This is a genomic window from Herbaspirillum hiltneri N3, assembly GCF_001267925.1.
GTDB lineage: Bacteria > Pseudomonadota > Gammaproteobacteria > Burkholderiales > Burkholderiaceae_D > Herbaspirillum > Herbaspirillum hiltneri.
Window position 1 is genome coordinate 3095608 of record NZ_CP011409.1, and the last position, 24700, is coordinate 3120307.

The window sequence follows — 24700 nt, forward strand, 5'->3', positions numbered from 1 at the left end:
GTGCTGCATGACGCCGGCCAAGATTTATCCACGGCCCTTCCCAGCACCTGTTATACTGCGCCCCGTGCGGCACATTCTCCAGTCAAAGTCCGCTGTCTTCCCGACGTTTCAACCCGTTTGCCTGCGACTGGCGCCCACTGCGGCGACAGGCCGATATTTTTAAAATCCCACTATGTCATTCTCATCTCTCGGTCTTTCCGAGGAAATCGTTCGTGCCGTAACCGAACAAGGCTATACCACGCCCACACCAATTCAGATGCAAGCCGTGCCTGCCGTACTCGGTGGCGGCGACCTGCTGGCCGGCGCACAAACCGGCACCGGCAAGACCGCCGGCTTCACGCTGCCGCTGCTGCAGCGCCTGTCTTCCGTCGAGCGCGTCAAGGTCAACGGCCACGTGCCGATCCGCGCGCTGATCCTGACCCCGACGCGTGAACTCGCGGCGCAGGTCGAAGAAAGCGTACGCGTCTATGGCAAATACCTGCCGCTGACTTCGGCCTGCATCTTCGGCGGCGTCGGCATCAATCCGCAAATCCGCCTGCTCAAGCAAGGCGTCGATATCCTTGTCGCCACGCCCGGCCGCCTGCTCGACCACATGCAGCAAAACACGGTCGACCTGCGCAACGTGCAAGTCCTGATCCTGGACGAAGCCGATCGCATGCTGGACATGGGTTTCATCCGCGACATCAAAAAGATCCTCGCGGTCCTGCCGAAGAAGCGCCAGAACCTGCTGTTCTCCGCCACCTTCTCCGACGAAATCAAGGCGCTGGCCGATGGCCTGCTGAATTCGCCGGCAATGATCGAAGTGGCGCGTCGCAATTCCACCGTGGAAGTGATCGGCCAGAAGATCCACCCGGTCGACCGCGACAAGAAACATCCGCTGCTGGCGCATCTGATCAAGACCAACCAGTGGAACCAGGTGCTGGTCTTCACCCGCACCAAGCACGGCGCCAACAAGTTGGTCGAACAGCTGGCGCGCGACGAGATCACCGCCATGGCGATCCACGGCAACAAGAGCCAGGCAGCGCGCACCCGCGCCCTGGCCGACTTCAAGGACGGCAAGCTGCAAGCGCTGATCGCTACCGATATCGCTGCACGCGGCATCGACATCGACCAGCTGCCGCACGTGGTCAACTATGATCTGCCGAACGTCTCCGAAGATTACGTCCACCGCATCGGCCGCACCGGCCGCGCCGGCGCTACCGGTTCCGCCGTATCGCTGGTCTGCGTCGATGAACGTGATCTGCTGCACGACATCGAGCGTTTCATCAAGCGCGAGATCCCGGTTGAAATCGTGCCCGGCTTCGAACCCGATCCGAAGGCCAAACCGCAACCGATCCAGCTGCGCAGCGAAGGTCATCGCGGCGGTGGCGGCGGCGGGCGTCGTCCACAAGGTGGCGGTGGCGGCGGCAATCGTTCCCAGCAGCCGAAGACCGGCGGTCAGGGCCAAGGCCAGGCGCAAGCCGCCAAGCCGCGTCAAGGCGGTCCTGCCAAGCCGCAAGGCGCAGGTCCGGCGCAGAGCCGCGGTCCTGCTGCGCGTCCTGCATCGACCCACCGCTCCGGCGGTCGCGGCAGGTAAAATAATCGCTTCCGAACGTATTGCGCAGAAAGGCATCCGAATTGATCGACGTCGTCAAAGCTGATCTCAACAATCCGCGACACGGCGTCGCCATACTCGAGATGCTCGATGCGTATGCATCGGACCTGATGGGAGGCGGCGAAGGCATCAGTGATTTCGTCCGCACCCATCTGATCGACGAATTACGCAAGCGCCCCGCCGTCCATGTGTTCTTGGCATTCGACGGCGAGCAGGCTGCCGGCTTCGCCAATTGCATCGAAGGCTTTTCCAGCTTCGCCTGCAAGCCGCTGCTCAACATCCACGACTTCGCCGTGGCGCCCGCCTATCGCGGACGCGGCATTGCGAAACAGTTGATGCAGGCGGTCGACGCTTGCGCACGCGAGCTCGGCTGCTGCAAGATCACCCTGGAAGTCCTGGAAGGCAATACGGTGGCGCGTTCGCTTTATGCATCCACCGGTTTCGTCGGCTACGAACTGAATCCCTCTTCCGGCAAAGCGGTGTTCATGCACCGCCTGCTGTGACGTAAAAAAGCCCCGGACATCCGGGGCTTTTTATTGCCGTCAATTGGCTCAGGCCGCCATTCTCTGGCCGCGCGACTTGCCCGAACTCAGATAGTCGGCAATCGAATCCTGCGTCACTTCTCCAAGATATTTTCCCTCTGCGTCGATGACGGGCATCCAGCTGGCGCTGTGCTTGTACATCTTCGACAGCACCACGCGCAGGTTCTCATCCGGCGCCGCATTCAGATTGAAGGGCCTGACCTTGTCGCCGCTGACGCCCTGCGTGCCTGCGCTGCGGATATCGCGCCGGCTGATGTAGCCGAGCGCACGATTGTCGTTGTCGGTGATCGTCAGATAGCGCGCATCCTGGTCATCCATCAAGTTCATCGCATCCTGCAGCGGCAAGCCCGGACGCGCCGTCGCCGGCGTCGTCGCGGCGTCGCCCGCGCGCACCAGCAGCAGGCGCTTGAGCGTATGGTCCTGGCCGACGAAGGCGCTGACGAAATCGTCCTTGGGACGCGCCAGCAAGGTGTCCGGATGATCGAACTGCACCAGCTTGCCGGCGCGGAAAATCGCCACCTGGTCGCCAAGCTTGATGGCCTCGTCGATATCGTGGCTGACCATGATCACGGTCTTCTTGAGCTGACGCTGCATCTGGAAGAACTCGTTCTGGATCGACTCGCGGTTGATCGGATCGACCGCACCAAACGGTTCGTCCATCAGCAGCACCGGCGCATCGGCCGCCAGCGCACGGATCACGCCGATGCGCTGTTGCTGGCCGCCCGACAGTTCGCGCGGATAGCGCTTGAGGAATTTCGCCGGATCCAGCGCCACCATGGCCATCAGTTCGGTCGCGCGCTCGCGGCAGCGCTTCTTGTCCCAGCCCAGCAGGCGCGGCACGATGGTGATGTTTTCTTCGATCGTCATGTTGGGAAACAGGCCGATCTGCTGGATCACGTAACCGATGTGGCGGCGCAGGCTGACTTCGTCGATGCCGGTGGTGTCTTCGCCATTGAGCAGCACGCGTCCGGAAGTCGGTGCGATCAGGCGGTTGATCATTTTCAGCGTGGTGGTCTTGCCGCAACCGGACGGGCCGAGGAAGACGCAGATCTCGCCTTCGGCCACCTTCAGGCTGACCGAGTCGACCGCCCTGACCAGGGTGCCGTCTTTTTGCGTATAGGTTTTGCTGAGTTGTTCGAGTTCTATCATTTTTGCAGTCCTTTCGGAGTCAGAAGTCGTTGCAGGCCTTGCAGCAGCACGTCGGCGAGGATCGCCAGCACGCTGATGAGCACGGCGCCCACCACCAGTTTTTGCATGTTGCTCTGGCTGATCGCATGCAGGATCAGCACGCCCAGGCCGCCGGCGCCGATCACGGCGGCGATTGCCATCACGCCGATGTTCATCACTACCGCCGTGCGCACGCCGCCAAGAATCACCGGCATCGCCAGCGGCAGATCGACCATGCGCAGGCGCTGCCAGAACGTCATGCCGATGCCGATGCCGGCTTCCCGGATGCCGCTGTCGATGTTGTCGAGCGCGAGGAAGGTGTTGCGCATGATCGGCAGCAGCGAATACAGGAACACCGCCGTGATCGCCGGCAGCGGTCCGATGCCGGCGCCGAAGTGCGAGAACACCGGAATCATCAGGCCGAACAGCGCGATCGACGGCAAGGTCAGCACCACCGTGGCGAGGCCGAGCAATGGTGTGGCCAGCCAGCGATGCCGCGTGATCAGGATGCCCAGCGGCACGCCGATGACGATGGCCAGGCTGACGGCGACGCCGACCAGCCGGAGGTGCTGCAGGGTCAGGTTGAGGATGTTGTGCCAGTCGGCGGTGAGGTAATCAATCAGGTTCATGGCCGGCTCCTCAGATCAGTCCCTGCTGCTGCAGGAATTCGGTGACGACCTTGCCGATCGGCTCCTGGTCGATGTCGACGCGCTTGTTCATGTCGGTCATCTTTTCCGTGTCGATGGCGGCGGACAAGGCGTTCAGCTGGCCGGCCAGCTGCGGATGCTCCTGCAGCACTTCCTCGCGCACCACGGGCGTCGCCTTGTACGCGGCGAAGTAGCCCTTGTTGTCTTCCAACAGTTTCAGATTGAAGCCCTTGATGCGGCCGTCCGACGAATACGTCAGGCCGGCATACAGCTGCTCGTTGCGCAAGGCGGTGTAGACCAATCCCGGATCCATCTGCTTGACCTCGCTGCGGTCGAGCTGGAAGCCGTAGAGCTTCTGCATCGGCTCGAGACCGTCGGGACGCGACGCGAATTCATAGTCCACGCCTACCAGCCGAGGCTTGCCGCCAGCCTGCTGCTCCTGCGTGATGTGCTGCGCGAGATCGTCCAGCGTGTTGATGCCTTGTTCGTCGGCCAGCTTTTGCGGCATGGCAAAGGCATAGCTGTTGTTGAGGCCGGACTCGTTGAGCCAGGTCAGGCCGATTTTCTGGTCGAGCTCCTTGACGCGTGCATAGGTGGTGTCTGCATCGAGCTTTTCGTCGACGTGGTTGTAGACGATCAGCGACGTGCCCGTGTATTCCCACACGATGTCGAGCTGCTTGCTTTCCTGCGCCTTGCGCATCAGGGTCGAGCCGAGCCCGTTCCTGAGATCGACGTCATAGCCTTTGGCGCGCAGGTACTGCGCAGTCATCGACGACAGGATCAATTGCTCGGTGAAGTTCTTGCCGCCGACAACCAGCGTGGCGGCCGTGGCCGGCCCCGGCATCAGCATGCAAAGAGCGAGGGCAAGGGCTGATGCATGGATAAAACGGAATGGTTTCATGATGGTTCCTTTTTCAAGCCAGGCCGCGACGCGACAGGTACCAGTGCGACAGCAGCGTGACGATCGCGTCCAGCAGCAGCGCCAGCAAGGCGGTCGCTGCGGAGCCCAGCAACAGCTGGCCATGGTTGTTCAGGTAGATGCCCGGGAAGATCAGGCCGCCCAGGCTTTCGCCGCCGATCAGCATCGACAGCGGCGCAGTGCCGACATTGATCACGAGCGCGGTGCGGATGCCGCCGACAATGATCGGCAAGGCATTGGGCAGCTCGACGCGCAACAGCACCTGGTAAGGTTTCATGCCGATGCCTTTGGCGGCTTCGCGCAGCGGCGCCGGGACGTTCTTCAGGCCTTCGAAGGTATTGCGCACGATCGGCAGCAGCGAGGCCAGCCACAGCGCCAGGATGGTCGGCCAGTTGCCGATGCCGAAGAACGCCAGCGCCAGGGCCAGCACGGCAATCGACGGAATCGTGTTGCCGATGTTGAAGACCTGGATGAAATACTCGGCGCGGCGCGCCAGTGCCGGTCGGCTCAGCGCCACCCCGGCCGGAACGCCGACGGCGATTGCCAGCAACATCGACCATGCAACCAGCTGCAGATGCTTGCCGGTGTAGTAGATCAGGTCGTTGCGATATTGCATGATGACGTCCACCCCGATCCACTGGATCAGGCCGGCCACGGCGAGCACTGAAACGGCTGTGACCGCGGCTGCGCCACCGATGACGTTGCGGAAATTTCGCGTCATGGTTCCCCCTGTGTGGCCGCCATGGTCGAGATCAATGAAATGCCGATATCGAAACCGCGACAGCGCTTTGACTATTTGTAGTGGTTCGCCGCCCTCGCAGGGCTAATCGTTTGGATACGAACCGGTGCTGCCGAGGCAGCGATGGAATCGACCGGCACTGAGGCGCAATCGACAATTTATGCATCCGGCGGCGATGAATCGGCATGCCGGAAAACGAGACGATCCGTGAACGGATCAGGAATTACTTAGTAGTTGAACAAGTGTTGTCGCCAGGACAGACGGCAGTATAACCGACTTGCTTAATGAAGTCCAGAAATGACAATTGAGGAAGTCATAACCGGTCGATCTGAAGAAACGAAAAACCGGCCAAAAAGGCCGGTTTTCGGAGGGTTGCGCGCAAAAATCAACGCTTATTTGAGCGCGCCGAACACCTTCCCGATGATCGCGCTGCCGGCGCCGACAGGATCGCGGCGGATCGCCTTCTCTTCCTCGCCGATCATGTAGAACAAGCCGTCCAGCGAACGCTGCGTCACGTAACCCTCGACCGTGGCTTGGTCACCCGACACCAGGCCGGTCTTGGCGACCTGGCCCATGGTGCTGTTGTACTTGGCGGAGAGGCCGTTTTTATCGGTGATGTTCTTGACGATGGGGAGGAATTTTTCACCGAGCGGCGTGGCAGTCTTCTGGCGGAAGAAATCGGTTACCGAGGTCTCACCTCCCGACAGGATGTTCTTGGCGTCCGTGACCGACATCGACTTGACTGCATTGACCAGCAGCGGCTTGGCCAGCGGCACGGCAGACTCGGCCGCGCGGTTCATCGACACCACCAGGTCATCCAGCTTCTGGCCCTGGCCGGTCATCTTGAGCAACGGCATGGCTTGCTGCAGCGGACCCGGCAACTGAATCTTGACCTTGTCGTTGTTGAGGAATCCGTTTTCCACGCCGAGCTTCGAGACGGCGACATTGGCGCCCTTCTCCAGAGCGGCTTTCAGGCCGCTGGTGGCGTCCTGGTTACTGAGGTCGGACAGCGACACCGCGAACGCCAGCGTGCTGGTCAGCACCAGGGCGGCAACGACGGGAGCGTGTTTGAATTTCTTGAGGGGCAGCATGAGAACTCCGGAGGAAGAAGACGCGCCATCATAATACGCTCCTCACAGACTGCCTATCGAAGCACGTCGGTTTTATCTCGCTTCGGTTTCATGTCACTTGTCGGCGCCGCTGCCATGGCGGCGCGTAAGTTCCAGGCCGGCGTTCTTGGGCAGGCGCGCCGTCACCGGCACCGACGCCACCGAGAACAACCCCACCACCAGGAATGCCGGCCAGAAATCGGCCTCGACGATGGTCGCGTGGCCTTGCAGGTAATTCGAGATTTGCAGCACCAGGCCGGCGATGGTCACCCCCATGCCCAGCGACAATTGCTGCACCACGCTGGCCAGGCTGGTGGCGCGGCCGGCGTCGCGGTTGCTGATGTCGGCGTAGGCAATCGAGTTGAGACAGGTGAATTGCAGCGAAGGGAAGAAGCCGCCCAGCAGCACCACCAGCAGCATCACGTAATAAGGCGTGTGCGAAGAGAAGATGCCGTAGGAAGCGATCGCCATGCCGGCCAATACCGCGTTGCCCATCAGCACGGTGCGGAAACCATAGCGGCGCAGCACCATCGATGCCAGCGCCTTCATGAACATGGCGCCGAAGGCGGAGGCGCAGGTAATCGTGCCGGCTTCGAAAGGATTGAGCCCGAGGCCTTCCTGCAAGGCCAGCGGCAGCAGGAACGGCACCGCGCCGAGACCGACGCGGAACAGCGAGCCGCCAAGCACGCTGGCGCGCAAGGTGGGGATCTTCAGCAGGCGCAGATCGAGCAAGGGGTACTCGGTGCGCATGGCGTGACGGAAGTAGAAGAACAGGGCCACCGAACCGGCCACGCACATGATGATCGGCCACGCCTGCGGAACAAGGTGGTTGCCGATCAGCGAAAAGCCGAGCATCGCCACCCCGCCGCCGCAGGCAGTCAGCAGGAAGCCCTTCATGTCCAGCGGCGCCGGATCTTCCTCACGGAAATTCTGGATGTAGCGTCCGGCCAGATACAGGCCGAGGATGCAGATCGGAATGTTGATCAGGAAAATCCAGCGCCAGTGGAAATACGTGGTGATGAAGCCGCCCAGCGGCGGCCCGATCACCGGCCCCATCAGCGAGGGCAAGGTCAGGTAGCTGATGGCCTTGACGAGTTCGGCCTTGGATACCGAACGCACGATGATGATGCGCCCCACCGGCACCATCATGGCGCCGCCGATGCCTTGCAGGAAACGTGCGGCGACGAAGGTCAGCAGCGAGTCCGACAAGGCGCACAGGATCGACCCCGTCATGAAGGTGATCATCGCCGAACGGAAAATCGTGCGCGCGCCCACCTTGTCCGCGACCCAGCCGGAAATCGGGATGAACACGCCGAGACTGACCACGTAAGAGGTCAGCGCCAGTTTCAGGGTGATCGGATCCTGGCCGAGATCGCGCGCGAGCGCAGGCAAGGAAGTGGCGATGACGGTGACGTCCATGTTTTCCATGAACAGAGCACAGCCGACGATGAGCGGAACGATAAGCGAGGGGGACACGATGCGGTACGACAGGAAAGTGTTCGGGCTGTTTCGGCGGGCGGTTGGGGCGTTGTGTTGCCTGATGTTGCCAGACATTGCCCGACCGTTGCTTCTGACAGCCTTCTAAGGTGGGGGAAGTTTACACTAGTTGCCGCTTGTGCGTTACAGCGAGGAAATAAGCGTCGCGTCGGCGCGCGTGCATCGGCAAGACTCAGCGGAAAAAACGACTCGGCGCAATCCCGAAATGTTTCTTGAACATCGCCGCGAATGCGCTCTGGCTGGTGTAGCCGTGGTCGAGTGCGACGTCGATGATCTTGTCGCCGCGCGCCAGGTTTTCCAGCGCCAGCAGCAACCGCGCCTGCTGCCGCCAGTGACTGAAACGCATGCCGGTTTCGCGCAGGAACAGACGATGAAAAGTGCGCGTGGCGATGCCCAGCTGCTGCGCATGCATGTCGACAGTGGCATCGTCGTCGGGCTGCGCCATCAGCGCCTCGCAGATCACGCGCAGGCCGCGGTCGGCAGGCAGCGGCAGGTACAGCGGCAGCACCGGCACCGAGCGCAGTTCGTGCACCAGCAGGCGCAGCAGATGCCAGTCGCGGCTGTCGGATGCAAGCGCAGGACCGATGCCTACCGCAGCGACGATCAGTTCACGCAACAGCGGCGGAATGTCGAGCACGCAGTTGTCCTGCGGCAGGTTGGGCAACTCCTGCATGTTGACGAATACGGTGCGCATCTTGACGTCGCCGCGCATGCGCACCTGATGGTCGACTTCCGGTTGCAGCCACACGCCGCGCGTGGGCGGCACCACCCACCGCCCCGCTGCGGTTTCCACCACCAGCACGCCTTCGATGGCGTACAGCAGCTGCGCGTAAGCGTGCCGGTGCGGTTCGATCACATGACCGTGCGGATAGTCGATCGCCAGCGCCGCAGCGGGAGCATTGGCATTGATCATGTGGTGGTAGTTGGAGGTGTCCATGCAATCCGTTCGCAAGATTGTCACTTTTGCGACAACTTCAGGCATGTTAGCACGCGACGGACTTGGCGTTTCCCAGCAAGATGAGCCCTCCTGTTTGCAATTCCTTGTCCGACATCATCCAAACCGCCATGCCACTGACCTCCTATCTCTATCCCTTCCTCGCCATCGTGCTCTGGGCCGGCAACGTCATCGTCTCGAAAATGGCAGCCTCCGCAATTTCTCCGGCCGCCATCACCTTTTATCGACTGATCCTGGTGTTGCTGCTCATGAGTCCGTTCATGCTGCGCCCGTTGTGGCGCAACCGCATCCAGATCCGACGCCACTGGTGGCAACTGGCATTGTCCGGATTGCTGGCGATGGCGCTGTTCCAGAGCCTGTCCTATCGTGCCGCAGAGAGCACCACGGCCACCAACATGGCCATCGTCACCGCGCTGATTCCGCTGTTGACGGCGCTCTTGAGCGTCCTCGTACTGGGTGAAGCGGTCACGGTCGGCATGGCTGCGGGCGGCCTGCTGTCGTTCGCCGGGTTGCTGTATCTGGTCGGACACGGCGACCTCGGCGCGGCGATGCATGAAGGCGTGCATCGGGGCGACGCACTGATGCTGCTGGCGGCATTCTCTTACGCGCTCTACGGTGTACTGCTGCGCCGCTGGAAGATGAATGTACCGGTCTGGCAGGCAGTGTACGTGCAGGCTGTGGCGGCGCTCGTACTGATGCTGCCGCAGTTCCTGCTGCTACCGGCCGGCGCCGCGGCGCTGGATGCACGCACGCTGCCGCTGATCGCGTACTCCGGTATCGGCTCGTCGATCCTGCTGTCGTTCCTGTGGATCGAAGGTGTGAAGAAACTCGGTCCCAGCCGCTGCAGCATTTTCATCAACTTGTTGCCGGTGCTGACGGCGCTGTTCGCCATTCTCTGGCTGAACGAAAGCATGCACGCCTATCACCTCATCGGCGGTGGCGTCAGCCTGGCCGGCGTGCTGCTGACGCAGATCGTGCAGCAGCCCCTGTTCGGCGCACGCGCCGGCTATCGCTGATGCTCCGTTCATCCTCTCCACAGACCGCACAGACCGATATCATGATTGCTCATCCTCACACCAAATACCGCGCCCTTCCCGCCATCGATCTTCCTGACCGCCGATGGCCTTCGCGCACCATCGAAAAAGCGCCGGTCTGGCTGTCCACCGATCTGCGCGACGGGAACCAGGCCTTGTTCGAACCGATGAACAGCGAACGCAAACTGACCTTGTTCCACGAACTGGTCAGGCTCGGCTTCAAGGAAATCGAAGTCGGCTTCCCAGCCGGTTCACAAACCGATTTCGACGTCGTACGTACGCTGATCACCGGCAGGCATATTCCGGCCGACGTCACGCCGATGGTCATGACGCAATTGCGCGAAGAACAGATCGTGCGCACCATCGAATCGCTGCAGGGCGCGCCCCGCGCCATCGTGCATTTCTACAACGCCGTGGCGCCGCTGTGGCGCGAAGTGGTGTTCGGCCTGAGCGTGCCGCAAGTGATGCAGCTGATCGAACGCAACGTGCGCCTGCTGAAAGACCTCACTGCGCAACATCCGGAAACCGAATGGATCTTGCAGTATTCGCCTGAAACTTTTTGCATGGCTGAACTCGATGTCTCGCTGCAGGCCTGCAGTATCGCCATCGAAACCTGGGACGCCGGTCCAGGCCGACCGGTCATCATCAATCTGCCGACCACCGTGGAAGTCAGCACACCCAACGTCTTCGCCGACCAGATCGAATGGATGCACCGGCGCCTGCCGCGCCGCGAGCATGTGGTGCTGTCCGTGCATCCGCACAACGATCGCGGCACCGGCGTGGCTTGCGCGGAACAGGCGCTGCTGGCCGGCGCCCAACGCGTCGAAGGCTGCCTGTTCGGCAACGGTGAGCGCAGCGGCAATCTCGACGTCGTAACACTGGCGCTCAACCTGTACGCCAACGGCATCGATCCGCAGCTCGATTTCTCCGACATCGCTGCGGTCGCGCGCGTGGCTGAAAACTGCACCGCCCTGCCCATCCATCCGCGCCATCCTTACGTCGGCGATCTGGTATTCACCGCGTTCTCCGGCTCACATCAGGACGCGATCAGGAAAGGCTTCGCGGCGCAGAAACCGGATGGCTTGTGGCGCGTCCCCTACCTTCCGATCGATCCGCAGGATATCGGCCGCACCTACGACAGCATCGTGCGCGTCAACAGCCAATCGGGAAAAGGCGGCATCGCCTTTTTGCTGGAGCGCGATCATGGCATTGTCATGCCGCGCCGCATGCAGGTGGAGTTCAGCGCCATCGTGCAGAAACACGCTGATGCCAGCGAAACCGAAATCAGCAGCGCCGCCTTATGGAACCTGTTTGAAAGGACCTATCTTGCCTCCTCCACGCAAAATGGACGCGTCCGCTACCTCAGCCATCAACTGAGCAATCCGGACGCCACTCAGGAAATCCTGCTGGAATTGGCTGTGGACGGTATCGCGATCCACCTGAACGGCACCGGCAACGGTCCCATCGCCGCCACGGTGAATGCCCTGCGAAGCGGACTGGCGGGACTGGCGGGACTGGAAGGACTGCGCATCGACAGCTACGAAGAACGCAGCATCGGCAGCGGCGCACAGGCCCAGGCCTGGGCTATCGTCGAGGCGGCATCACCAGGTGTGGCCGGCACGCGTTTCGGTGCAGCGCGACACGTCAATATCGTGACAGCGTCGATACTTGCAGTCCTCAGCGCAGCCAACCGTCTGCACTCCTGACCAAGACGGCGTCGGAACCTGTCCAGGAACTAATCCCGCTTTCCGCTCCCCAAGACAATGAGGGCGACGCGCAAGCCATCTGCCCGCCCGCCGGGACATTTCAACAAGACAACGAGAGGAAACTGCATGAACATGAGAACAAACGCGGCCATCGGGACTGGAGCCGGTTCAGGCATGCCCGTCCACGACACGCATAGCAAGACCATCGGCTACCTGCTGTGGATTTTCGGTTTCACCGGAGCGCATCGGTTTTACTACGGCAAGCCGCTGACCGGCACCATCTGGTTCTTCACGCTGGGGCTGCTGGGTATCGGCTGGATCATCGACCTGTTCCTGATCCCTTCCATGGACAAGGAGGCCGACCAGCGCTTCAGCGGCGGCGGCATCAACTATTCGGTGGCGTGGCTGCTGCTGACCTTCCTCGGCTTCTTCGGCGTGCATCGCATGTACATGGGCAAATGGGTCAGCGGCATCATTTACCTGTTCACCGGCGGCCTGTTCCTGATCGGCGTGCTGTACGATTTCTGGACGCTCAATACGCAGATTTCCGAACGCAATCATGCGTCCGGCTTGCGCAGCTGATCACTCTTCCCTGACACGCATGAACACCGCAAAGCGCGGGATGCCGCTATCGTTGAATCCGCGATAGCGGTAGGTTACCAGTGCACCGATTGCCGGCGGATCGCGACGCTGGGCGTCGGTGAGGCCGCTGCCCAGCTTGAAGCGTACCCCGCCCGGCGTTTCCACTTCCAAGGCGCCGAGCATGCCGGCGTATTTCCCTTTTCCGGGCAGATGCCCGACCACTCTCGCTTCCGTGTCTTCATACGGTTTGAACTTGAGCAGGTCGTCGTTGCGTTCGGCGCGGTACAGCGATGATCCGCGATGCAGCATCAGACCTTCTCCGCCCTGTGCAACGGTGCGATCGAGCAGCGCCTGCAAGGCGGCATGATCGGCGACCTTGCGCTGCTCGACCGCCTGCACCCAAGGCAAGTTCATCTGCTGCACGGTGCTGCGCGTCGTGCGCAGGCGCGAAGTGAAATCGCCGGCCTGGCCAGGCATGTCGAATACCATGAAACGCATCTTGCTCCAGGCCTTGTCGTCGGGTGTCTGCTGCCGCACCGTCGACACCGCTTGCTGGAAGCCGCCGCGTCCCGCCCACAATTCTCCATCGAGCGGCACAGCCGGCCAGCCGGCGACAAACCAGGCCGGCGCGTGGATCGTCTCTCCTCCACGCGTGAGCAGGCGACGTCCATCCCATAAGCCGCGCACGCCGTCGTATTTTTCGCTGACCCAATAATCCTCAAGTGCAATACCCGGACGATAGACGTTGGCCAGCATGACCGGCGCGCGTTCGGCGGTAGCGACGCCGTGCGCGAAAAAGAGAAACAGAAGGAAAAGACAAAAACGGCGCGAGCGCGCGCCGATGATGGATGTAACGTGATGCATAGGGATCCTTGACTCCGAAGAAATCCCTCCCCTGTGAATGAAACCCGGCCGGTCGATCAGACTTTTTCTTGTTCGGGCTTGTCGCTTTTTTCCGCCTTGTAGCGCGTCACCAGCAACTGGTTGATGCGATTGCCTTCGATGTCCACCACTTCGAACTTGTACTCGGAGAACAGCGCGAAATCGGTCTTCTTCGGGATCTTGCGCAGCATGTACATGATGAAGCCGGCCAGCGTTTCGTATCCCATCGGATTCGGATACTCGTCGATGTCGAGCGCGTTCATCACTTCAGCCAGCGGCGTGAGACCGTCCATGAGCCAGGAATTCTCGTCGCGCTTGACGATCTGCTGTTCTTCCGAGGACAGGTTCAGCAGATTGCCCATCAGCACGCTGGTGACGTCCGTAATGCTGATGATGCCGACCACCAGCGCGTATTCGTTGACCACGATCGCGAGGTCTTCGTCGACCGCCTTCATGCGCTCCAGGACCTCCCACAGGTTGAGGCTGTCGGGGATCGACAGCGGCACGTGGATCAGTCCCTTGTCCTGCAGCGAAAACTGCTCGCCCTTGAGCAGGCGCTTGAGCACGTCCTTGCTGTCGATGTAGCCGAGCACGTCGTCGATGTTGTTTTCACAGACCAGGAAACGCGAATGCGGATGGTCGATGATTTTCTGGCGCAGCATTTCTTCGGTGTCGGTGATCAGGAAGTACACGATGCTCTCGCGCTGGGTCATGGCCGAGGGTACATAGCGGCTTTCGAGCTCGAACACGTTCTCGATCAGGTGATGTTCCTGGCGCAGCAGCGCGCCGGCTTGCGCACCGGCGTCGACGATGGCGTGGATTTCGTTGGGCGTGATCACGTCATGGCGTACCTGCGGCAGGCCGAACAGGGTGAAGAACATTTTCGACAGGCCGTTGAAGAACCAGATCAGCGGCTTGAACAAACGCTCCAGCACCAGCATCGGACCGACCAGCACGATCGCTGCGCGCTCCGGCGCCAGCATCGCCAGGCGCTTGGGCATCAGGTCGGCGAACAGGATGAAGAACGAGGTGACCAGCAGGAAGGAAATTGAGAAGCTGATGGTTTCCAGCATCGGGCCCTGGTAGAAAGTCCCGACCAGATCGGCCATGTGCGGCGTCAGCGCCGGCTCGCCGACCACGCCGCCGAGGATGGCGACCGCGTTCAGGCCGATCTGCACCACCGTGAAAAAGTTGCCCGGCTGCGCTTGCAGGGCCAGTACCCGCAAGGCGTTGTCGTCGCCTTCCTTGGCCAGCATTTCGAGGCGGATCTTGCGCGACGCCGCCAGGGAAATTTCGGCGCAGGACAAAAACGCGCTGATGACCACGAGCAAGAGGATCAATAAAAAACTGGCGAAAAAACTCATTTTTCTTATCTCTTGAAGTCGCGATGCACCCATTCTCGCCTGCCGCGGGAGAAAAGTACACCAGCGCAACATCCCGATGCGCGCGTCGCGAGTTCAGTACACGTCGCGGCGATAGCGGCCGCTTGCGGCCATGGTCTCCAGCATTTCTTCGCCCAGCGTCTCGTGCAAGACCTGCGCCACGCCTGCCGCCATGCCTTCCAGGCTGCCGCAGACATAGATCGCCGCGCCGTCATCCACCCAGCGCAGCAACTCGTCTCCGGCCTCGCGCAGCTTGTCCTGCACGTAGACGCGTGCGGTCTGATCGCGTGAGAACGCCAGATCGAGTCGCTGCAGCACGCCTTGCGCGCGCCAGCGCCCGACTTCTTCGCGTTGGAAGAAATCATGCTGCTCCGATCGCTCGCCGAACAACAGCCAGTTGCGATGCCGGCCGGCGGCGATGCGCGCCTTCATATGCGCCCGCAGACCCGCCAGACCTGTACCGTTGCCGATCAGGATCAGCGGTATGTCGGATGCCGGCGGATGGAAACTGCGGTTTTCCCGCACGCGCAGATCCAGTTCGTCGCCTTCGCCCAGATGCGCGGTCAGCCAGCCGGAACCAAGACCGAGGCTGCCGTCGGCCAGCACGGTCTGGCGCACCAGCAATTCCAGCCTGCCATCCTGCGGCAGCGAAGCGATGGAATATTCCCGATGCGGCAACGGCCGCAATTGCTCGACCAGCATCTGCGGCGTTGACGGCAACGCGCGCATTGCCGTCAACGCCGGCAAATCGTCGGGCAGCAGACGACGCGACAGCAATTCGCTCAGCGAAGTCTGGCGCGTCTCGTCACGCACCGCCTGCCGTCCATCCATCTGTAATGCCTGCAACAAGGCAGCGACTTTCGCAGGCGCGTTGCGTGGACCGATTTCGACGATGTCGCCGGCTTGCCATGACAGGGCTTGTCGGGCGTCTGCAGGCGTCAGGGCAAGATGGAAAGCGGGCGCGCCCGCACTGCCCGGGTTAAGCAGGCGACGCTGCGCCAACCGCCAGCGTTTGTATGTGGGTGCGCTCCAGTCCGCCATGTCGGTATGGCCGCTCAAGACGCCCAGATGATGCTGCCAGTGACGCAAGGCGCCGTTGTCGCCGGCATCGACTTCGACCGTGTCGAACAAGGCCTGCGCGCCATGGCGACGCAGCCAGGCATCGAGCGCGTGGCCGAACGCGCAGTAATGGCCGTAGCTGCGATCGCCCAGCGCCAGCACGCCATAACGCAGGCCCTCGAAGCGGCCCTCCTGTCCCATCACCTTGCGCGCGAAACCGGCGGCGCTGTCGGGAGCATCGCCTTCGCCGGTGGTGCTGACGACGAACAGGATGCGCTGCGCCAATTGCAATTGCAATTGCGCCAGGTCCAGTCGACCCAGTTCGCACAGGCGCACCGCCATGCCGGCGGCTTGCAGCGACTGGGCAGTCTGCAGCGCGAGTTGCTCCGCAAATCCGGTCTGACTGGCGAACGCCACCACGATGGCATCCGCTTCTGCGCCTGCGCCGCCGGCTTCCCAGCGCGCGAAGGCTTGCTGCTTGCGGCGATGTCCGGCGAAGACGACAAGGCAGAATACGCAATAAAGCATCAGCACCAGCGCGGCGGCGAACAGGCGTCCGGCCGCGCCGTCAAGCAAACGCATTTGCGCCACCGCGACGGTCGCACCGACCGCACAAACCAGGCCGGGCAAACCCGGCCCCGGGAAAAAATCGGCGATCGCACGCCTGCTCATGACAGCATCGCCTGCATGGCGGGCGTCATGCTTTCGCGGAAACCCGCCCCGTCGCGACGTACGAACAGCGCCGCCAGGCCGGCCTCCAGTGCAAGCGCCAGGCCGTCTTCGTTGCCCAGCACCATGAGCGCGGTGGCCCAGGCGTCGGCCGTCATGCAGTCGGCGTGCAGCACCGCAACCGAGGCCAGCGCGTGCGCAACCGGCTGGGCCGTGCGCGGATCGATGGTGTGGGAATAGCGCGTCCCCTGGTGTTCAAAATAACGCCGGTAATCGCCCGAGGTCGCCAGCGCCAGGCCGTGCAGCGCGACGATGCTTTGCATCCGGGGTTCGCCATTGACCGGGGCCGCCGCAGGCGGCTGCTCCAGACCGACCCACCAGGGCTGACCGTCGGCCTTGACGCCATGGCCGCGCAACTCGCCGCCGATTTCAACCAGATGACTATGCACGCCGACGCTGCACAAATAGCCGGCCACCAGATCGACGGCGTAGCCTTTGGCGATCGAAGAGAAATCCAGGTACAAACCGCCCGGCTGCAGCAGGGCGTTGCGCGTGCGGTCGGTGCGCACGCGTTGCCAGCCGCAACGTGCGCGCGCCTGCACCAGCGATGCCGCATCGGGCGCCTCCAGGCTCGCCGGATCCGGACCGAATCCCCATAAATTGACCAGCGGTCCGACGCTGGGATCGTAAGCGCCGCCGCTGCGTTCGGCGATATTGAGCGCACAGTCCAGCACGCGCAGGAAATGCGCCGGCAATACATGCCAACTGCCGGCCTCGGCCCGGTTATACCGGCTCAGGTCCGAGGTCGCGCTCCAGGTGCTCATCTGCGCAATCACCAGATCGAGCTGTCGCTGAATACCGTCGCGGATCGTCTGGAGATCAAGCTGCGGCGGACGGAACAGCTTGACCGACCACGACGTACCCATGGTCTGACCGGCGAGATTCCCGGCCAGCGCATCGGCGGGAACCGGATCTGGCCCAGACAGGTTCAAAGGGATAAAGACACGATTCATGAGGAATACAACTTCAGTTCCAAAAAGAGAAAGCCGCCCCAGCAATGCAAGCACGCTGCGACGGCCGGTACAACAACGCTCGCCGCCGGTACGGCGAACGCCTGCGTACGACTTATGGCGCCAGCACTTCCAAGGTGGCGGTGTAATTGGCGCGGCGATCCGTGGCCGGCTTGAGGTTGGGCTTGTTGTCCTTGACCGTGGCCTCCAGCCAGTACATACCAGCCGCCGGCCAGGTCACGCTGAATTTTCCGTCGGTGTCCGTCGTCAGCGTCTGTTCGTTCAACTTGTCGCGATAGCGCGTACCACCGGGCACCACCGTCACCTTGAGGCTGGCGGCCGGTTTGCCGTCGAGCACCATGCGGAAGACGGCGGTTTCACCGGTGATCAGATCGGTCGGATGCGTGATGGCCTGCAGCTCCAGTCCTGTACCGGTCAGGTCCAGCACTTTTCTGGACGGCTTGCCGGCAGTGACGAAGGTTTCAATGCGGCCCTGCATCTGCGTCACCTGCACATCTTTTGCATCGGCCGGAATGATCGTGCTCATGGTCTCGACGGTGCCGCGCCAGCGCTTGGTCTGGCCGGCGGCGTCCTTGTAGGTGCCGAACACACTGTTGCTCAACACCGCGACTTTGTACGTGCCGCCTTGCGTCAGATGGACATCGAAGCTGGTGCGGAGTTTGCCGGTGTAAGCATTCTCCGGCTTGGCGAACGTGCCGTCCGGCGCAATCACTTGCAGGCCGTCGAGCTTCAGCGCGAAACTTTCAAAGAAGAACAGATCGTTGGACACCGCAGCATCGACGCTGACCCAGGGATCATTGCCCGACAATACCGTCGCCGACGGCAGCAGCCAGGTGCGGTGTGCGCTGGCCGGCAGCGGCAGCGGCAGAGCGATCGCCAGCGTCATCGCCATCGCGGCGAGTTTGAAAGAGGTTTTCATGTCGTCCCCTGGCGTTAAGGTTTGTAGTCGAGCGTGATGGCGCCGAGCTCGGATTCTCCCTTGCCCCTGGCGGTTTGCGCAGTCTTCGGCGGCCATTGCAGCGGCACCTTGACCACTTCGCGGCCGCCGACTTCACGCGCCGCTTCGACCATCAGGATGTAGTCCCCGGCAGGCAATTGCGCCAGCGGCCCCTTGTCGCTGCTCAAGGTCAGTTGCTGGTCGCCCGCGGGACGCGTGGCGCCGCTCACGCCGTCGACCGGCATGTGGACTTCACGGCCGGTGCGACGCCACCATTGGCGCAGGTCTTTCAGCCATTTCTCGCCTTCCTTGTCCTTCTTCTTGACGTCGTACCACACGGCCAGCGTGGCCGCGACGCTCTGGTCGGGACGCTCCAGCCAGACCGCGACGTAGGGACGGTGATACTCGGCCACATTCAGTCGCGGGATTTCGACTTTGACATTCAGGTCCGCCGCAACCGCCGGCAACGACACCACGCCCGTCAGGGCAGCCGACAACGCCGTCGGCAAGAGACCAGGAACCAGCATGCGCATATGACTCAACCTCATTCGTGAATAAAATCGTGGAAAAAATCAGTGGATGAAAACGATCGCCAGCACCAGCGGCACCACCAGCCCAAGACCGACCAGCGGCCAGGTGACCGGGCGGTTGCCGGCATGCAGCTGCAGCAGGAACAATCCGGTAATGCAAAACACCAGGCAGGCGACGGCGAAGATGTCGATGAACCAGCTCCATGCCGCGCCGGTATTGCGGCCCTTGTGCAAGTCGTTGAAGTACGACACCCAGCCGCGGTCGGTTTTTTCGTATTCGATCTTGCCGTTGCCGAGGTCCACGCGCAGCCAGGCGTCGCCACCCGGACGCGGCAGCGAGACATACAGCTCTTCGGGCGACCACTCGCCGGGCTGCGGACCGACGTCAATGCCGAACTGCTGGTCGAGCCAGCGCGCCAGCGGCGCCGGTACGGCGTCTTTATCCCGGTGTTCCTGCGCGCTCAGCTGCACCAGCAAATCATGCGGCAATTGCCCCTGCTTGCCGGAGACCTGCGGGTGCGCCTCGATCTGCGCCGAGTGATTCAGCGTGATGCCGGTGGCGGCGAACAGCAGCATTGCCACCAGGCAAATCGCCGAACTGATCCAGTGCCACTGATGCAGGTGCCTGAGCCAGAACGAGCGGCGCTTCTGGTCAGGCAATTTCCCGGCGATGGAGGCTTGCTTCATGATGTGTTGCGAGCGGCTGAGGCCATCTAAATAATAATAATTCTCATTATAACTTCTACTATAAGAAAAAATACAGACCCAAATCAGGGATTTACTTTGCGATACATGCGGCTGCACGCCGATACAAGACCCCGCCCCAATGACCCAATGAAAAACGCCGCAGGATCGCTGCGGCGTTTTCACGTGAAGACCATTTAGCGCAGGGTCAGCGCAACAACTCGTACGGCCCGCCACGCTGCAATGCGCGCTGATAAGCCGGCCGCGCGTGAATCGCCTCGAGGTATTTGAGCAGGTTCGGGTAGTGCGCATCCAGGCCGCCGCGCGAACGCGCGCCTTCGATCGGGAAGCTCATCTGGATGTCCGCCGCAGAAAAGCTGCTGCCGGCAAACCAGCCGCCGCGGGCCAGTTCGCCTTCGAGATAGTGCAAGTGACGCTTCAGTTGCGGCTCGACCAGGCGGCCCAGCACGCCGCCGCAGATCAGGCGCGCCACCGGCCGGATCAGCGCCGGCACCGATTTCGGCAGGCGGCTGAAAATCAGCTTGAGCAGCAGCAAGGGCATCGCCGAGCCTTCGGCATAGTGCAGCCAGTAGCGATAACGCAGGCGATCCTGCGTGCCGGCTGCAGGGATGAAGCGGCCGTCGCCGTAGCGCTCGACCAGGTATTCGATGATCGCGCCGGACTCGGCGATGGTCAGGTCGCCGTCTGTGATCACCGGGGACTTGCCGAGCGGATGCACCTGCATCAGCTCCTTCGGCGCCAGCATGGTCTTGGGATCGCGCTGGTAGAACTTGATGTCGTACTCCAGCCCCAGCTCTTCCAGCAGCCAGAGTACACGTTGCGAGCGGGAGTTGTTCAAATGGTGGACAGTGATCATGTGCTGCGCCTTTCTGTAGAATGCGTCCCAAGAAGCATAACAGCACAATATAAAAAAGCATGCCGCGCACACCCACAACGCCCCAGATCCCGCTCTACAAGAAATTCGCCGATGAACTGGCGGCATCGATCAGCGCCGGCGTGCTGCAACCCGGCGAGCGCGTGACCTCGGTGCGGGTCGCCAGCCAGCAGCACAGCCTGAGTGTGACCACCGTCGTGCGCGCCTACGAATTGCTGGAAAGCCGCGGCATCATCGAAAGCCATCCGCAGTCCGGCTACTTCGTACGCAAGACCGCTATGCCGGCGAGCACGCCGAGCGCCGTGACGCTGTTGCCGCCCTCGCACCCCGCTACCCAGCAGCCGCATGAAGTTGACGTCAGCCGACTGGTGCTGGCCACGCTCAGGACCATCCAGCAGGACGGTACCATCCCGCTCGGCTCGCCCTATCCGAATCCGGCGCTGTTCCCGTCGCAGCGCATCGGCCAGTACGTCGGCCGCATCACGCGCAACAGCGACAGCTTCAGCGTCTTCACCGACCTGCCGCCGGGCCATCCCGACCTGTTGCGCCAGATCGCCCGGCGCTACCTGGAAACCGGCCTGGCCGTCGATCCGGAAGACATCATCATCACCGTCGGCGCCACCGAAGCCATCAACCTCTGCCTGCAGGCCGTGGCGCAACCGGGCGACACCATCGCGGTCGAAACCCCGACCTTCTACGCCATGCTGCACGCGATCGAACGCATGGGCATGCGCGCCGTCGAAATCCCCACCGATCCGCTGACCGGCATGGACCTCGATGCGCTTGAAGAAGTGCTCCGGACGCAGAAGATATCGGCTTGCATGGTGATGCCGAATTTCCAGAATCCGCTCGGCTCGATGATGCCGGACGCGAACAAGAAGCGCCTGGTCGACCTCGCGCATCAGCACGACATGCCGCTGATCGAGGATGCGGTCTACAGTGAACTGTTCTACGGCGCTGCGCATCCGACGTCGCTCAAGACCTATGACCGCGACGGCCTGGTGCTGCACTGTTCGTCGTTTTCCAAGAGCCTGAGCTCGGCTTACCGGGTCGGCTGGGCGATCCCGGGACGCTACCGCAACCAGGTCGAGAAACTCAAGTTCCTCAACACGCTGGCTACGCCCACCATCCCGCAGCGCGCGATTGCCGAATACCTGACGCAAGGCGGCTACGAACGCCACCTGCGGCGCGTACGGCGCGGCCTGCTGCAGCAGCGCGACCTGATGCGCCATTTCGTGCTGCGATTTTTTCCGGAGGGGACGCGCGTGTCGGAGCCGGCCGGCGGCTACATTCTGTGGATAGAGCTGCCGCCGCGCGTGGAAGCGATGGAGTTGTACCGGCGCTGCCTGGTGCTGGGCATCACGATCGCACCGGGGCGCATCTTTGCCGCCACCAATCAGTACAGCAATTTCATCCGGCTCAACTACAGCTATACGTGGTCGGCCGAGATCGAAAAAGCGTTGAAGACGATCGGAAAGATCGTCGCGGAGTTGAGTTAGCGCCGCCGCTAACCGTGCAGCCTGAGCCCGGTGGCGGTCAGGGTCGCGTTGCCGGTGCCGTCATCGTTGACCACCACGGTCGCAATCCCCGCCTCTTCCAGCGCCGTCAAAAACCTGCGCAATGTGCTCATGCGCAGTTCAGTGCGCTTGGACAGGCGCGCCAGCGACAGCGGCGCGCCGCTGCGCTGGTGCTCCTGGTACAACTCGTCCAGGATGCGCACCAGCTCGGGCGGCAAGGCTTCCGGATCTTCGTTCATGAGCTTGTCTACGCGACCTTGGCGTGTTGCACGGCGGCGCGATGCAGCAGCACCGGAATCGACTTCGACGTCGGCGTGCGCGCCTTGTCTGCGAAGCTCTCCAGCGGCACCAGCGGATTGGTTTCCGGATAGTAGCTGCCCAGGCAACCGCGCGGGATGTCGTACTCGACCAGCAGGAAACCGTCGGCGCGACGCTCGATGCCGTCGTCCCAGACGCTGACCACGTCAACCCATTCGCCATCCTTCAGACCCAGCATCTCCAGATCCTGCTTGTTGATGAAGATCACGCGACGCTGGCCGAACACGCCGCGATAACGGTCGTCCATGCCATAGATGGTGGTGTTGTACTGATCGTGCGAGCGCGTGGTCATCAGCGTCATCAGCTTGTCGCCGTGGATCTTGCGCGCGCGATGGATAGGCGTATCCAGCGGAATCGCATGCACCACGAAATTGGCTTTGCCGGTATCGGTCTTCCACACGCGTTCGCGTGAAGCGACGCCGAGATGGAAACCGCCCGGATTGGTGATGCGCTGGTTGTAGTCCTTGAAGGAATCGTAGACTTTCTCGATGGCGTCGCGGATGCGCGAATAATCTTCAGCGTACCACAGCCACTCGATCTTCTTGCCGTTGTTGCGATGCTTCATGGTGGCTTCGGCGATGTGCGCGACGATCGCGGTTTCCGACATGCACAGCTCCGAGGCCGGCTTGTTGATCCCGTAGGAGACGTGCACCATGCTCATCGAGTCTTCCACCGTCACGCCTTGCGCACCACCGGCCTGCCGGTCGATCTCGGTACGGCCCAGCGTCGGCAGGATCAGTGCGTCCTTGCCGTGCACCAGATGGCTGCGGTTGAGCTTGGTGGTGATATGCACCGTCAGGTTGCACGAGCGCATTGCGTCGAAGGTGCGCGGCGTATCGGGCGTGGCCATGGCGAAGTTGCCGCCGAGCCCGATGAAGACCTTGGTGCGGCCTTCCAGCATCGCCATCACCGAACCCACGGTGTCGTTGCCGTGGTGGCGCGGCGCCTTGAATTCGAACACCTGCTCCAGCCGATCGAGGAACGCGTCGGTCGGCTTCTCATCAATGCCGACGGTGCGGTCGCCCTGCACGTTGGAGTGACCGCGCACCGGGCACAGGCCGGCGCCGGGACGGCCGATATTCCCGCGCAACATCATCATGTTGGACAACAGCTGGATGGTGCCGACGGCATGCTTGTGCTGGGTCAGGCCCATGCCCCAGGTGGCGATCACGGCCTTGCCGCGCACGTAGACCTGGGTCAGTTTTTCGATGTCTGCACGCGAGACGCCGGACTCGCCGATGATGTCTTCCCAGTTCTGGGCGCGCGCATCGGCGGCGAATTCCTCGAAGCCGGAAGTGTGCTCGGCGATGAACTGCACGTCCAGCACGCGCTCGGCGCCTGCCGCCACGGCTTCGTCGTCGAGCTCGATGGTGCGCTTGATGACGCCTTTGATCAGCGCCAGGTCGCCGCCCAGGGTCGGATGGATGAACATCGAACTGATCTGGGTGCTGCCCATGGTCAGCATTTCCATCTTGCTTTGCGGATCGGCGAAGCGCTCCAGGCCGCGCTCCTTGAGCGGATTGATGGCGACGATGGTGGCGCCGCGCTTGGATGCATGGCGCAACTCGCCCATCATGCGCGGATGATTGGTGGCGGGATTCTGGCCGAACAGGAACAAGGTGTCGCACAGGTCGAAGTCGTCCAGCAGCACGGTGCCCTTGCCGACGCCGACCGTGCCCGGCAAGCCGACGCTGGTCGGCTCGTGGCACATGTTGGAGCAATCGGGGAAGTTGTTGGTGCCGTATTGACGAACAAACAACTGGAACAGGAACGCCGCCTCGTTGCTGGCGCGCCCGGACACGTAAAAGTCGGCCATGTCGGGATCGGGCAACGCATTGAGATGCCGGGCGATCAGCTCGAAAGCCTGGGGCCAGGCGATCGGCACGTACTTGTCGCTGACGGCGTCGTAGACCATCGGCGCGGTCAGGCGGCCATGATCTTCGAGTTCGTAGTCCGACTGCTGCATCAGCTCGGCGACGGTATGGCGCGCAAAGAAATCGTTGGTGACGCGTTTCTTGGTAGCCTCGGCCGCCACCGCCTTGACGCCGTTTTCGCAGAACTCGAAGGTCGAAGTATGCTCGCGGTCGGGCCAGGCACAGCCGGGGCAATCGAAACCGTCTGGTTGGTTTTGCGACAACAAAGTGCGCAGGCCCTTGCCGTCGGCGACATGTTCCTTGACCAGGTTGAGCGCGACGTACTTCAGCGCGCCCCACCCGCCTGCGGGATTGTTATAGGTTTCGATCTTCGCTTTGCCAGCCTTGGCCATGTGTGCTCCACCAATACAATTTCAGATGGTGACCAGTTT

General features: G+C 62.2%; 23 protein-coding genes. 6 read left to right on the top strand and 17 right to left on the bottom strand.

All coding sequences use genetic code 11. The features are described from left to right. Positions 1–172 precede the first annotated feature (172 nt). Together F506_RS14040 and F506_RS14045 are read left to right on the top strand one after the other, a co-directional pair. Positions 173–1576 (top strand): DEAD/DEAH box helicase, encoded by a 1404-nt coding sequence (locus F506_RS14040; RefSeq protein WP_053198390.1) that lies wholly within the window; start codon positions 173–175, stop codon positions 1574–1576. A 41-nt stretch (positions 1577–1617) separates the two neighbouring features. After that, on the top strand, positions 1618–2097 hold the full coding sequence (locus tag F506_RS14045) for a GNAT family N-acetyltransferase (RefSeq protein WP_053198392.1): 480 nt from the start codon (positions 1618–1620) through the stop codon (positions 2095–2097). A gap of 48 nt (positions 2098–2145) precedes the next feature. Here F506_RS14045 and F506_RS14050 read toward each other — a convergent pair whose 3' ends face one another. The 7 genes from F506_RS14050 to F506_RS14080 all read right to left on the bottom strand — a co-directional run bounded on the left by F506_RS14050 (position 2146) and on the right by F506_RS14080 (position 9151). Next, positions 2146–3285: an osmoprotectant ABC transporter ATP-binding protein OsmV gene (locus F506_RS14050; protein ID WP_053198394.1), complete on the bottom strand. Its 1140-nt coding sequence runs from the start codon at positions 3283–3285 to the stop codon at positions 2146–2148. Continuing rightward, positions 3282–3932: an ABC transporter permease gene (locus tag F506_RS14055; RefSeq protein ID WP_053198396.1), complete on the bottom strand. Its 651-nt coding sequence runs from the start codon at positions 3930–3932 to the stop codon at positions 3282–3284. The genes F506_RS14050 and F506_RS14055 overlap by 4 nt, the downstream gene beginning before the upstream one ends. A gap of 10 nt (positions 3933–3942) precedes the next feature. Continuing rightward, positions 3943–4851, bottom strand: a complete 909-nt coding sequence (locus F506_RS14060) for a glycine betaine ABC transporter substrate-binding protein (protein WP_053198398.1) — start codon at positions 4849–4851, stop codon at positions 3943–3945. 13 nt (positions 4852–4864) lie between these two features. Further along, the gene (locus F506_RS14065; protein ID WP_053198399.1) at positions 4865–5590 is read right to left on the bottom strand and encodes an ABC transporter permease; all 726 of its coding nucleotides are present in this window, start codon (positions 5588–5590) and stop codon (positions 4865–4867) included. Positions 5591–6000: 410 nt separating this feature from the next. Further along, complete coding sequence (locus F506_RS14070) at positions 6001–6699, bottom strand: DUF4197 domain-containing protein (protein WP_053198401.1); 699 nt, start codon at positions 6697–6699, stop codon at positions 6001–6003. Between the two features lie 93 nt (positions 6700–6792). Then, positions 6793–8136 carry an MFS transporter gene (locus F506_RS14075; protein WP_235471158.1) on the bottom strand — a complete coding sequence of 448 codons (1344 nt, stop codon included), beginning with the start codon at positions 8134–8136 and terminating at the stop codon, positions 6793–6795. Between the two features lie 250 nt (positions 8137–8386). Then, positions 8387–9151: an AraC family transcriptional regulator gene (locus F506_RS14080; RefSeq protein WP_053198403.1), complete on the bottom strand. Its 765-nt coding sequence runs from the start codon at positions 9149–9151 to the stop codon at positions 8387–8389. Positions 9152–9279: 128 nt separating this feature from the next. Between F506_RS14080 and F506_RS14085 the strand changes: the two genes are divergently transcribed. The 3 genes from F506_RS14085 (at position 9280) to F506_RS14095 (ending at position 12491) form a co-directional block, all read left to right on the top strand. Beyond that, complete coding sequence (locus F506_RS14085) at positions 9280–10185, top strand: DMT family transporter (RefSeq protein WP_053201617.1); 906 nt, start codon at positions 9280–9282, stop codon at positions 10183–10185. A gap of 41 nt (positions 10186–10226) precedes the next feature. Beyond that, on the top strand, positions 10227–11909 hold the full coding sequence (locus F506_RS14090) for a 2-isopropylmalate synthase (RefSeq protein ID WP_053201620.1): 1683 nt from the start codon (positions 10227–10229) through the stop codon (positions 11907–11909). Positions 11910–12035: 126 nt separating this feature from the next. Then, on the top strand, positions 12036–12491 hold the full coding sequence (locus F506_RS14095) for an NINE protein (protein ID WP_053198405.1): 456 nt from the start codon (positions 12036–12038) through the stop codon (positions 12489–12491). On the opposite strand, the gene F506_RS14100 is transcribed toward F506_RS14095, so the two are convergent. From F506_RS14100 to F506_RS14135, 8 genes are all read right to left on the bottom strand, one after another. Beyond that, entirely contained in the window at positions 12492–13355 is an 864-nt protein-coding gene (locus F506_RS14100; RefSeq protein WP_268762576.1) for a DNA ligase, read from the bottom strand. Between the two features lie 56 nt (positions 13356–13411). Beyond that, a complete protein-coding gene (locus tag F506_RS14105) occupies positions 13412–14737 on the bottom strand; it encodes a hemolysin family protein (RefSeq protein ID WP_053198407.1) in 1326 nt (441 codons plus the stop codon). Between the two features lie 93 nt (positions 14738–14830). Further along, positions 14831–16486, bottom strand: a complete 1656-nt coding sequence (locus F506_RS14110; RefSeq protein ID WP_083457887.1) for a sulfite reductase subunit alpha — start codon at positions 16484–16486, stop codon at positions 14831–14833. Beyond that, complete coding sequence (locus F506_RS14115; protein ID WP_053198409.1) at positions 16483–17496, bottom strand: FAD:protein FMN transferase; 1014 nt, start codon at positions 17494–17496, stop codon at positions 16483–16485. Before F506_RS14115 ends, F506_RS14110 begins: the two co-directional genes overlap by 4 nt. Before the next feature lie 112 nt (positions 17497–17608). Further along, on the bottom strand, positions 17609–18433 hold the full coding sequence (locus F506_RS14120) for a DUF4198 domain-containing protein (protein WP_053198412.1): 825 nt from the start codon (positions 18431–18433) through the stop codon (positions 17609–17611). 14 nt (positions 18434–18447) lie between these two features. Continuing rightward, a complete protein-coding gene (locus F506_RS14125) occupies positions 18448–18984 on the bottom strand; it encodes a DUF2271 domain-containing protein (protein ID WP_144424180.1) in 537 nt (178 codons plus the stop codon). 39 nt (positions 18985–19023) lie between these two features. Then, complete coding sequence (locus F506_RS14130) at positions 19024–19668, bottom strand: PepSY-associated TM helix domain-containing protein (protein WP_053198416.1); 645 nt, start codon at positions 19666–19668, stop codon at positions 19024–19026. A gap of 205 nt (positions 19669–19873) precedes the next feature. Beyond that, on the bottom strand, positions 19874–20542 hold the full coding sequence (locus F506_RS14135; protein WP_053198417.1) for a glutathione S-transferase: 669 nt from the start codon (positions 20540–20542) through the stop codon (positions 19874–19876). 59 nt (positions 20543–20601) lie between these two features. Between F506_RS14135 and F506_RS14140 the strand changes: the two genes are divergently transcribed. Next, entirely contained in the window at positions 20602–22059 is a 1458-nt protein-coding gene (locus tag F506_RS14140; protein WP_053198419.1) for an aminotransferase-like domain-containing protein, read from the top strand. Between the two features lie 8 nt (positions 22060–22067). On the opposite strand, the gene F506_RS14145 is transcribed toward F506_RS14140, so the two are convergent. Continuing rightward, on the bottom strand, positions 22068–22316 hold the full coding sequence (locus tag F506_RS14145; RefSeq protein WP_053198421.1) for a helix-turn-helix domain-containing protein: 249 nt from the start codon (positions 22314–22316) through the stop codon (positions 22068–22070). Positions 22317–22324: 8 nt separating this feature from the next. Then, the gene (locus F506_RS14150; RefSeq protein WP_053198424.1) at positions 22325–24661 is read right to left on the bottom strand and encodes an FdhF/YdeP family oxidoreductase; all 2337 of its coding nucleotides are present in this window, start codon (positions 24659–24661) and stop codon (positions 22325–22327) included. Positions 24662–24700 lie beyond the last annotated feature (39 nt).

Bases quoted from the DNA above. Each gene is read 5' to 3' on its own strand.
- F506_RS14065 (WP_053198399.1), bottom strand. From the start codon at position 5,590: ATGACGCGAAATTTCCGCAACGTCATCGGTGGCGCAGCCGCGGTCACA.
- F506_RS14105 (WP_053198407.1), bottom strand. From the start codon at position 14,737: ATGAGTTTTTTCGCCAGTTTTTTATTGATCCTCTTGCTCGTGGTCATC.
- F506_RS14145 (WP_053198421.1), bottom strand. From the start codon at position 22,316: ATGAACGAAGATCCGGAAGCCTTGCCGCCCGAGCTGGTGCGCATCCTG.
- F506_RS14070 (WP_053198401.1), bottom strand. From the start codon at position 6,699: ATGCTGCCCCTCAAGAAATTCAAACACGCTCCCGTCGTTGCCGCCCTG.
- F506_RS14055 (WP_053198396.1), bottom strand. From the start codon at position 3,932: ATGAACCTGATTGATTACCTCACCGCCGACTGGCACAACATCCTCAAC.
- F506_RS14120 (WP_053198412.1), bottom strand. From the start codon at position 18,433: ATGAAAACCTCTTTCAAACTCGCCGCGATGGCGATGACGCTGGCGATC.
- F506_RS14040 (WP_053198390.1), top strand. From the start codon at position 173: ATGTCATTCTCATCTCTCGGTCTTTCCGAGGAAATCGTTCGTGCCGTA.
- F506_RS14100 (WP_268762576.1), bottom strand. From the start codon at position 13,355: ATGCATCACGTTACATCCATCATCGGCGCGCGCTCGCGCCGTTTTTGT.
- F506_RS14110 (WP_083457887.1), bottom strand. From the start codon at position 16,486: ATGAGCAGGCGTGCGATCGCCGATTTTTTCCCGGGGCCGGGTTTGCCC.
- F506_RS14060 (WP_053198398.1), bottom strand. From the start codon at position 4,851: ATGAAACCATTCCGTTTTATCCATGCATCAGCCCTTGCCCTCGCTCTT.
- F506_RS14090 (WP_053201620.1), top strand. From the start codon at position 10,227: ATGATTGCTCATCCTCACACCAAATACCGCGCCCTTCCCGCCATCGAT.
- F506_RS14115 (WP_053198409.1), bottom strand. From the start codon at position 17,496: ATGAATCGTGTCTTTATCCCTTTGAACCTGTCTGGGCCAGATCCGGTT.
- F506_RS14075 (WP_235471158.1), bottom strand. From the start codon at position 8,136: ATGGACGTCACCGTCATCGCCACTTCCTTGCCTGCGCTCGCGCGCGAT.
- F506_RS14085 (WP_053201617.1), top strand. From the start codon at position 9,280: ATGCCACTGACCTCCTATCTCTATCCCTTCCTCGCCATCGTGCTCTGG.
- F506_RS14080 (WP_053198403.1), bottom strand. From the start codon at position 9,151: ATGGACACCTCCAACTACCACCACATGATCAATGCCAATGCTCCCGCT.
- F506_RS14095 (WP_053198405.1), top strand. From the start codon at position 12,036: ATGAACATGAGAACAAACGCGGCCATCGGGACTGGAGCCGGTTCAGGC.
- F506_RS14050 (WP_053198394.1), bottom strand. From the start codon at position 3,285: ATGATAGAACTCGAACAACTCAGCAAAACCTATACGCAAAAAGACGGC.
- F506_RS14125 (WP_144424180.1), bottom strand. From the start codon at position 18,984: ATGCGCATGCTGGTTCCTGGTCTCTTGCCGACGGCGTTGTCGGCTGCC.
- F506_RS14150 (WP_053198424.1), bottom strand. From the start codon at position 24,661: ATGGCCAAGGCTGGCAAAGCGAAGATCGAAACCTATAACAATCCCGCA.
- F506_RS14140 (WP_053198419.1), top strand. From the start codon at position 20,602: ATGCCGCGCACACCCACAACGCCCCAGATCCCGCTCTACAAGAAATTC.
- F506_RS14130 (WP_053198416.1), bottom strand. From the start codon at position 19,668: ATGAAGCAAGCCTCCATCGCCGGGAAATTGCCTGACCAGAAGCGCCGC.
- F506_RS14135 (WP_053198417.1), bottom strand. From the start codon at position 20,542: ATGATCACTGTCCACCATTTGAACAACTCCCGCTCGCAACGTGTACTC.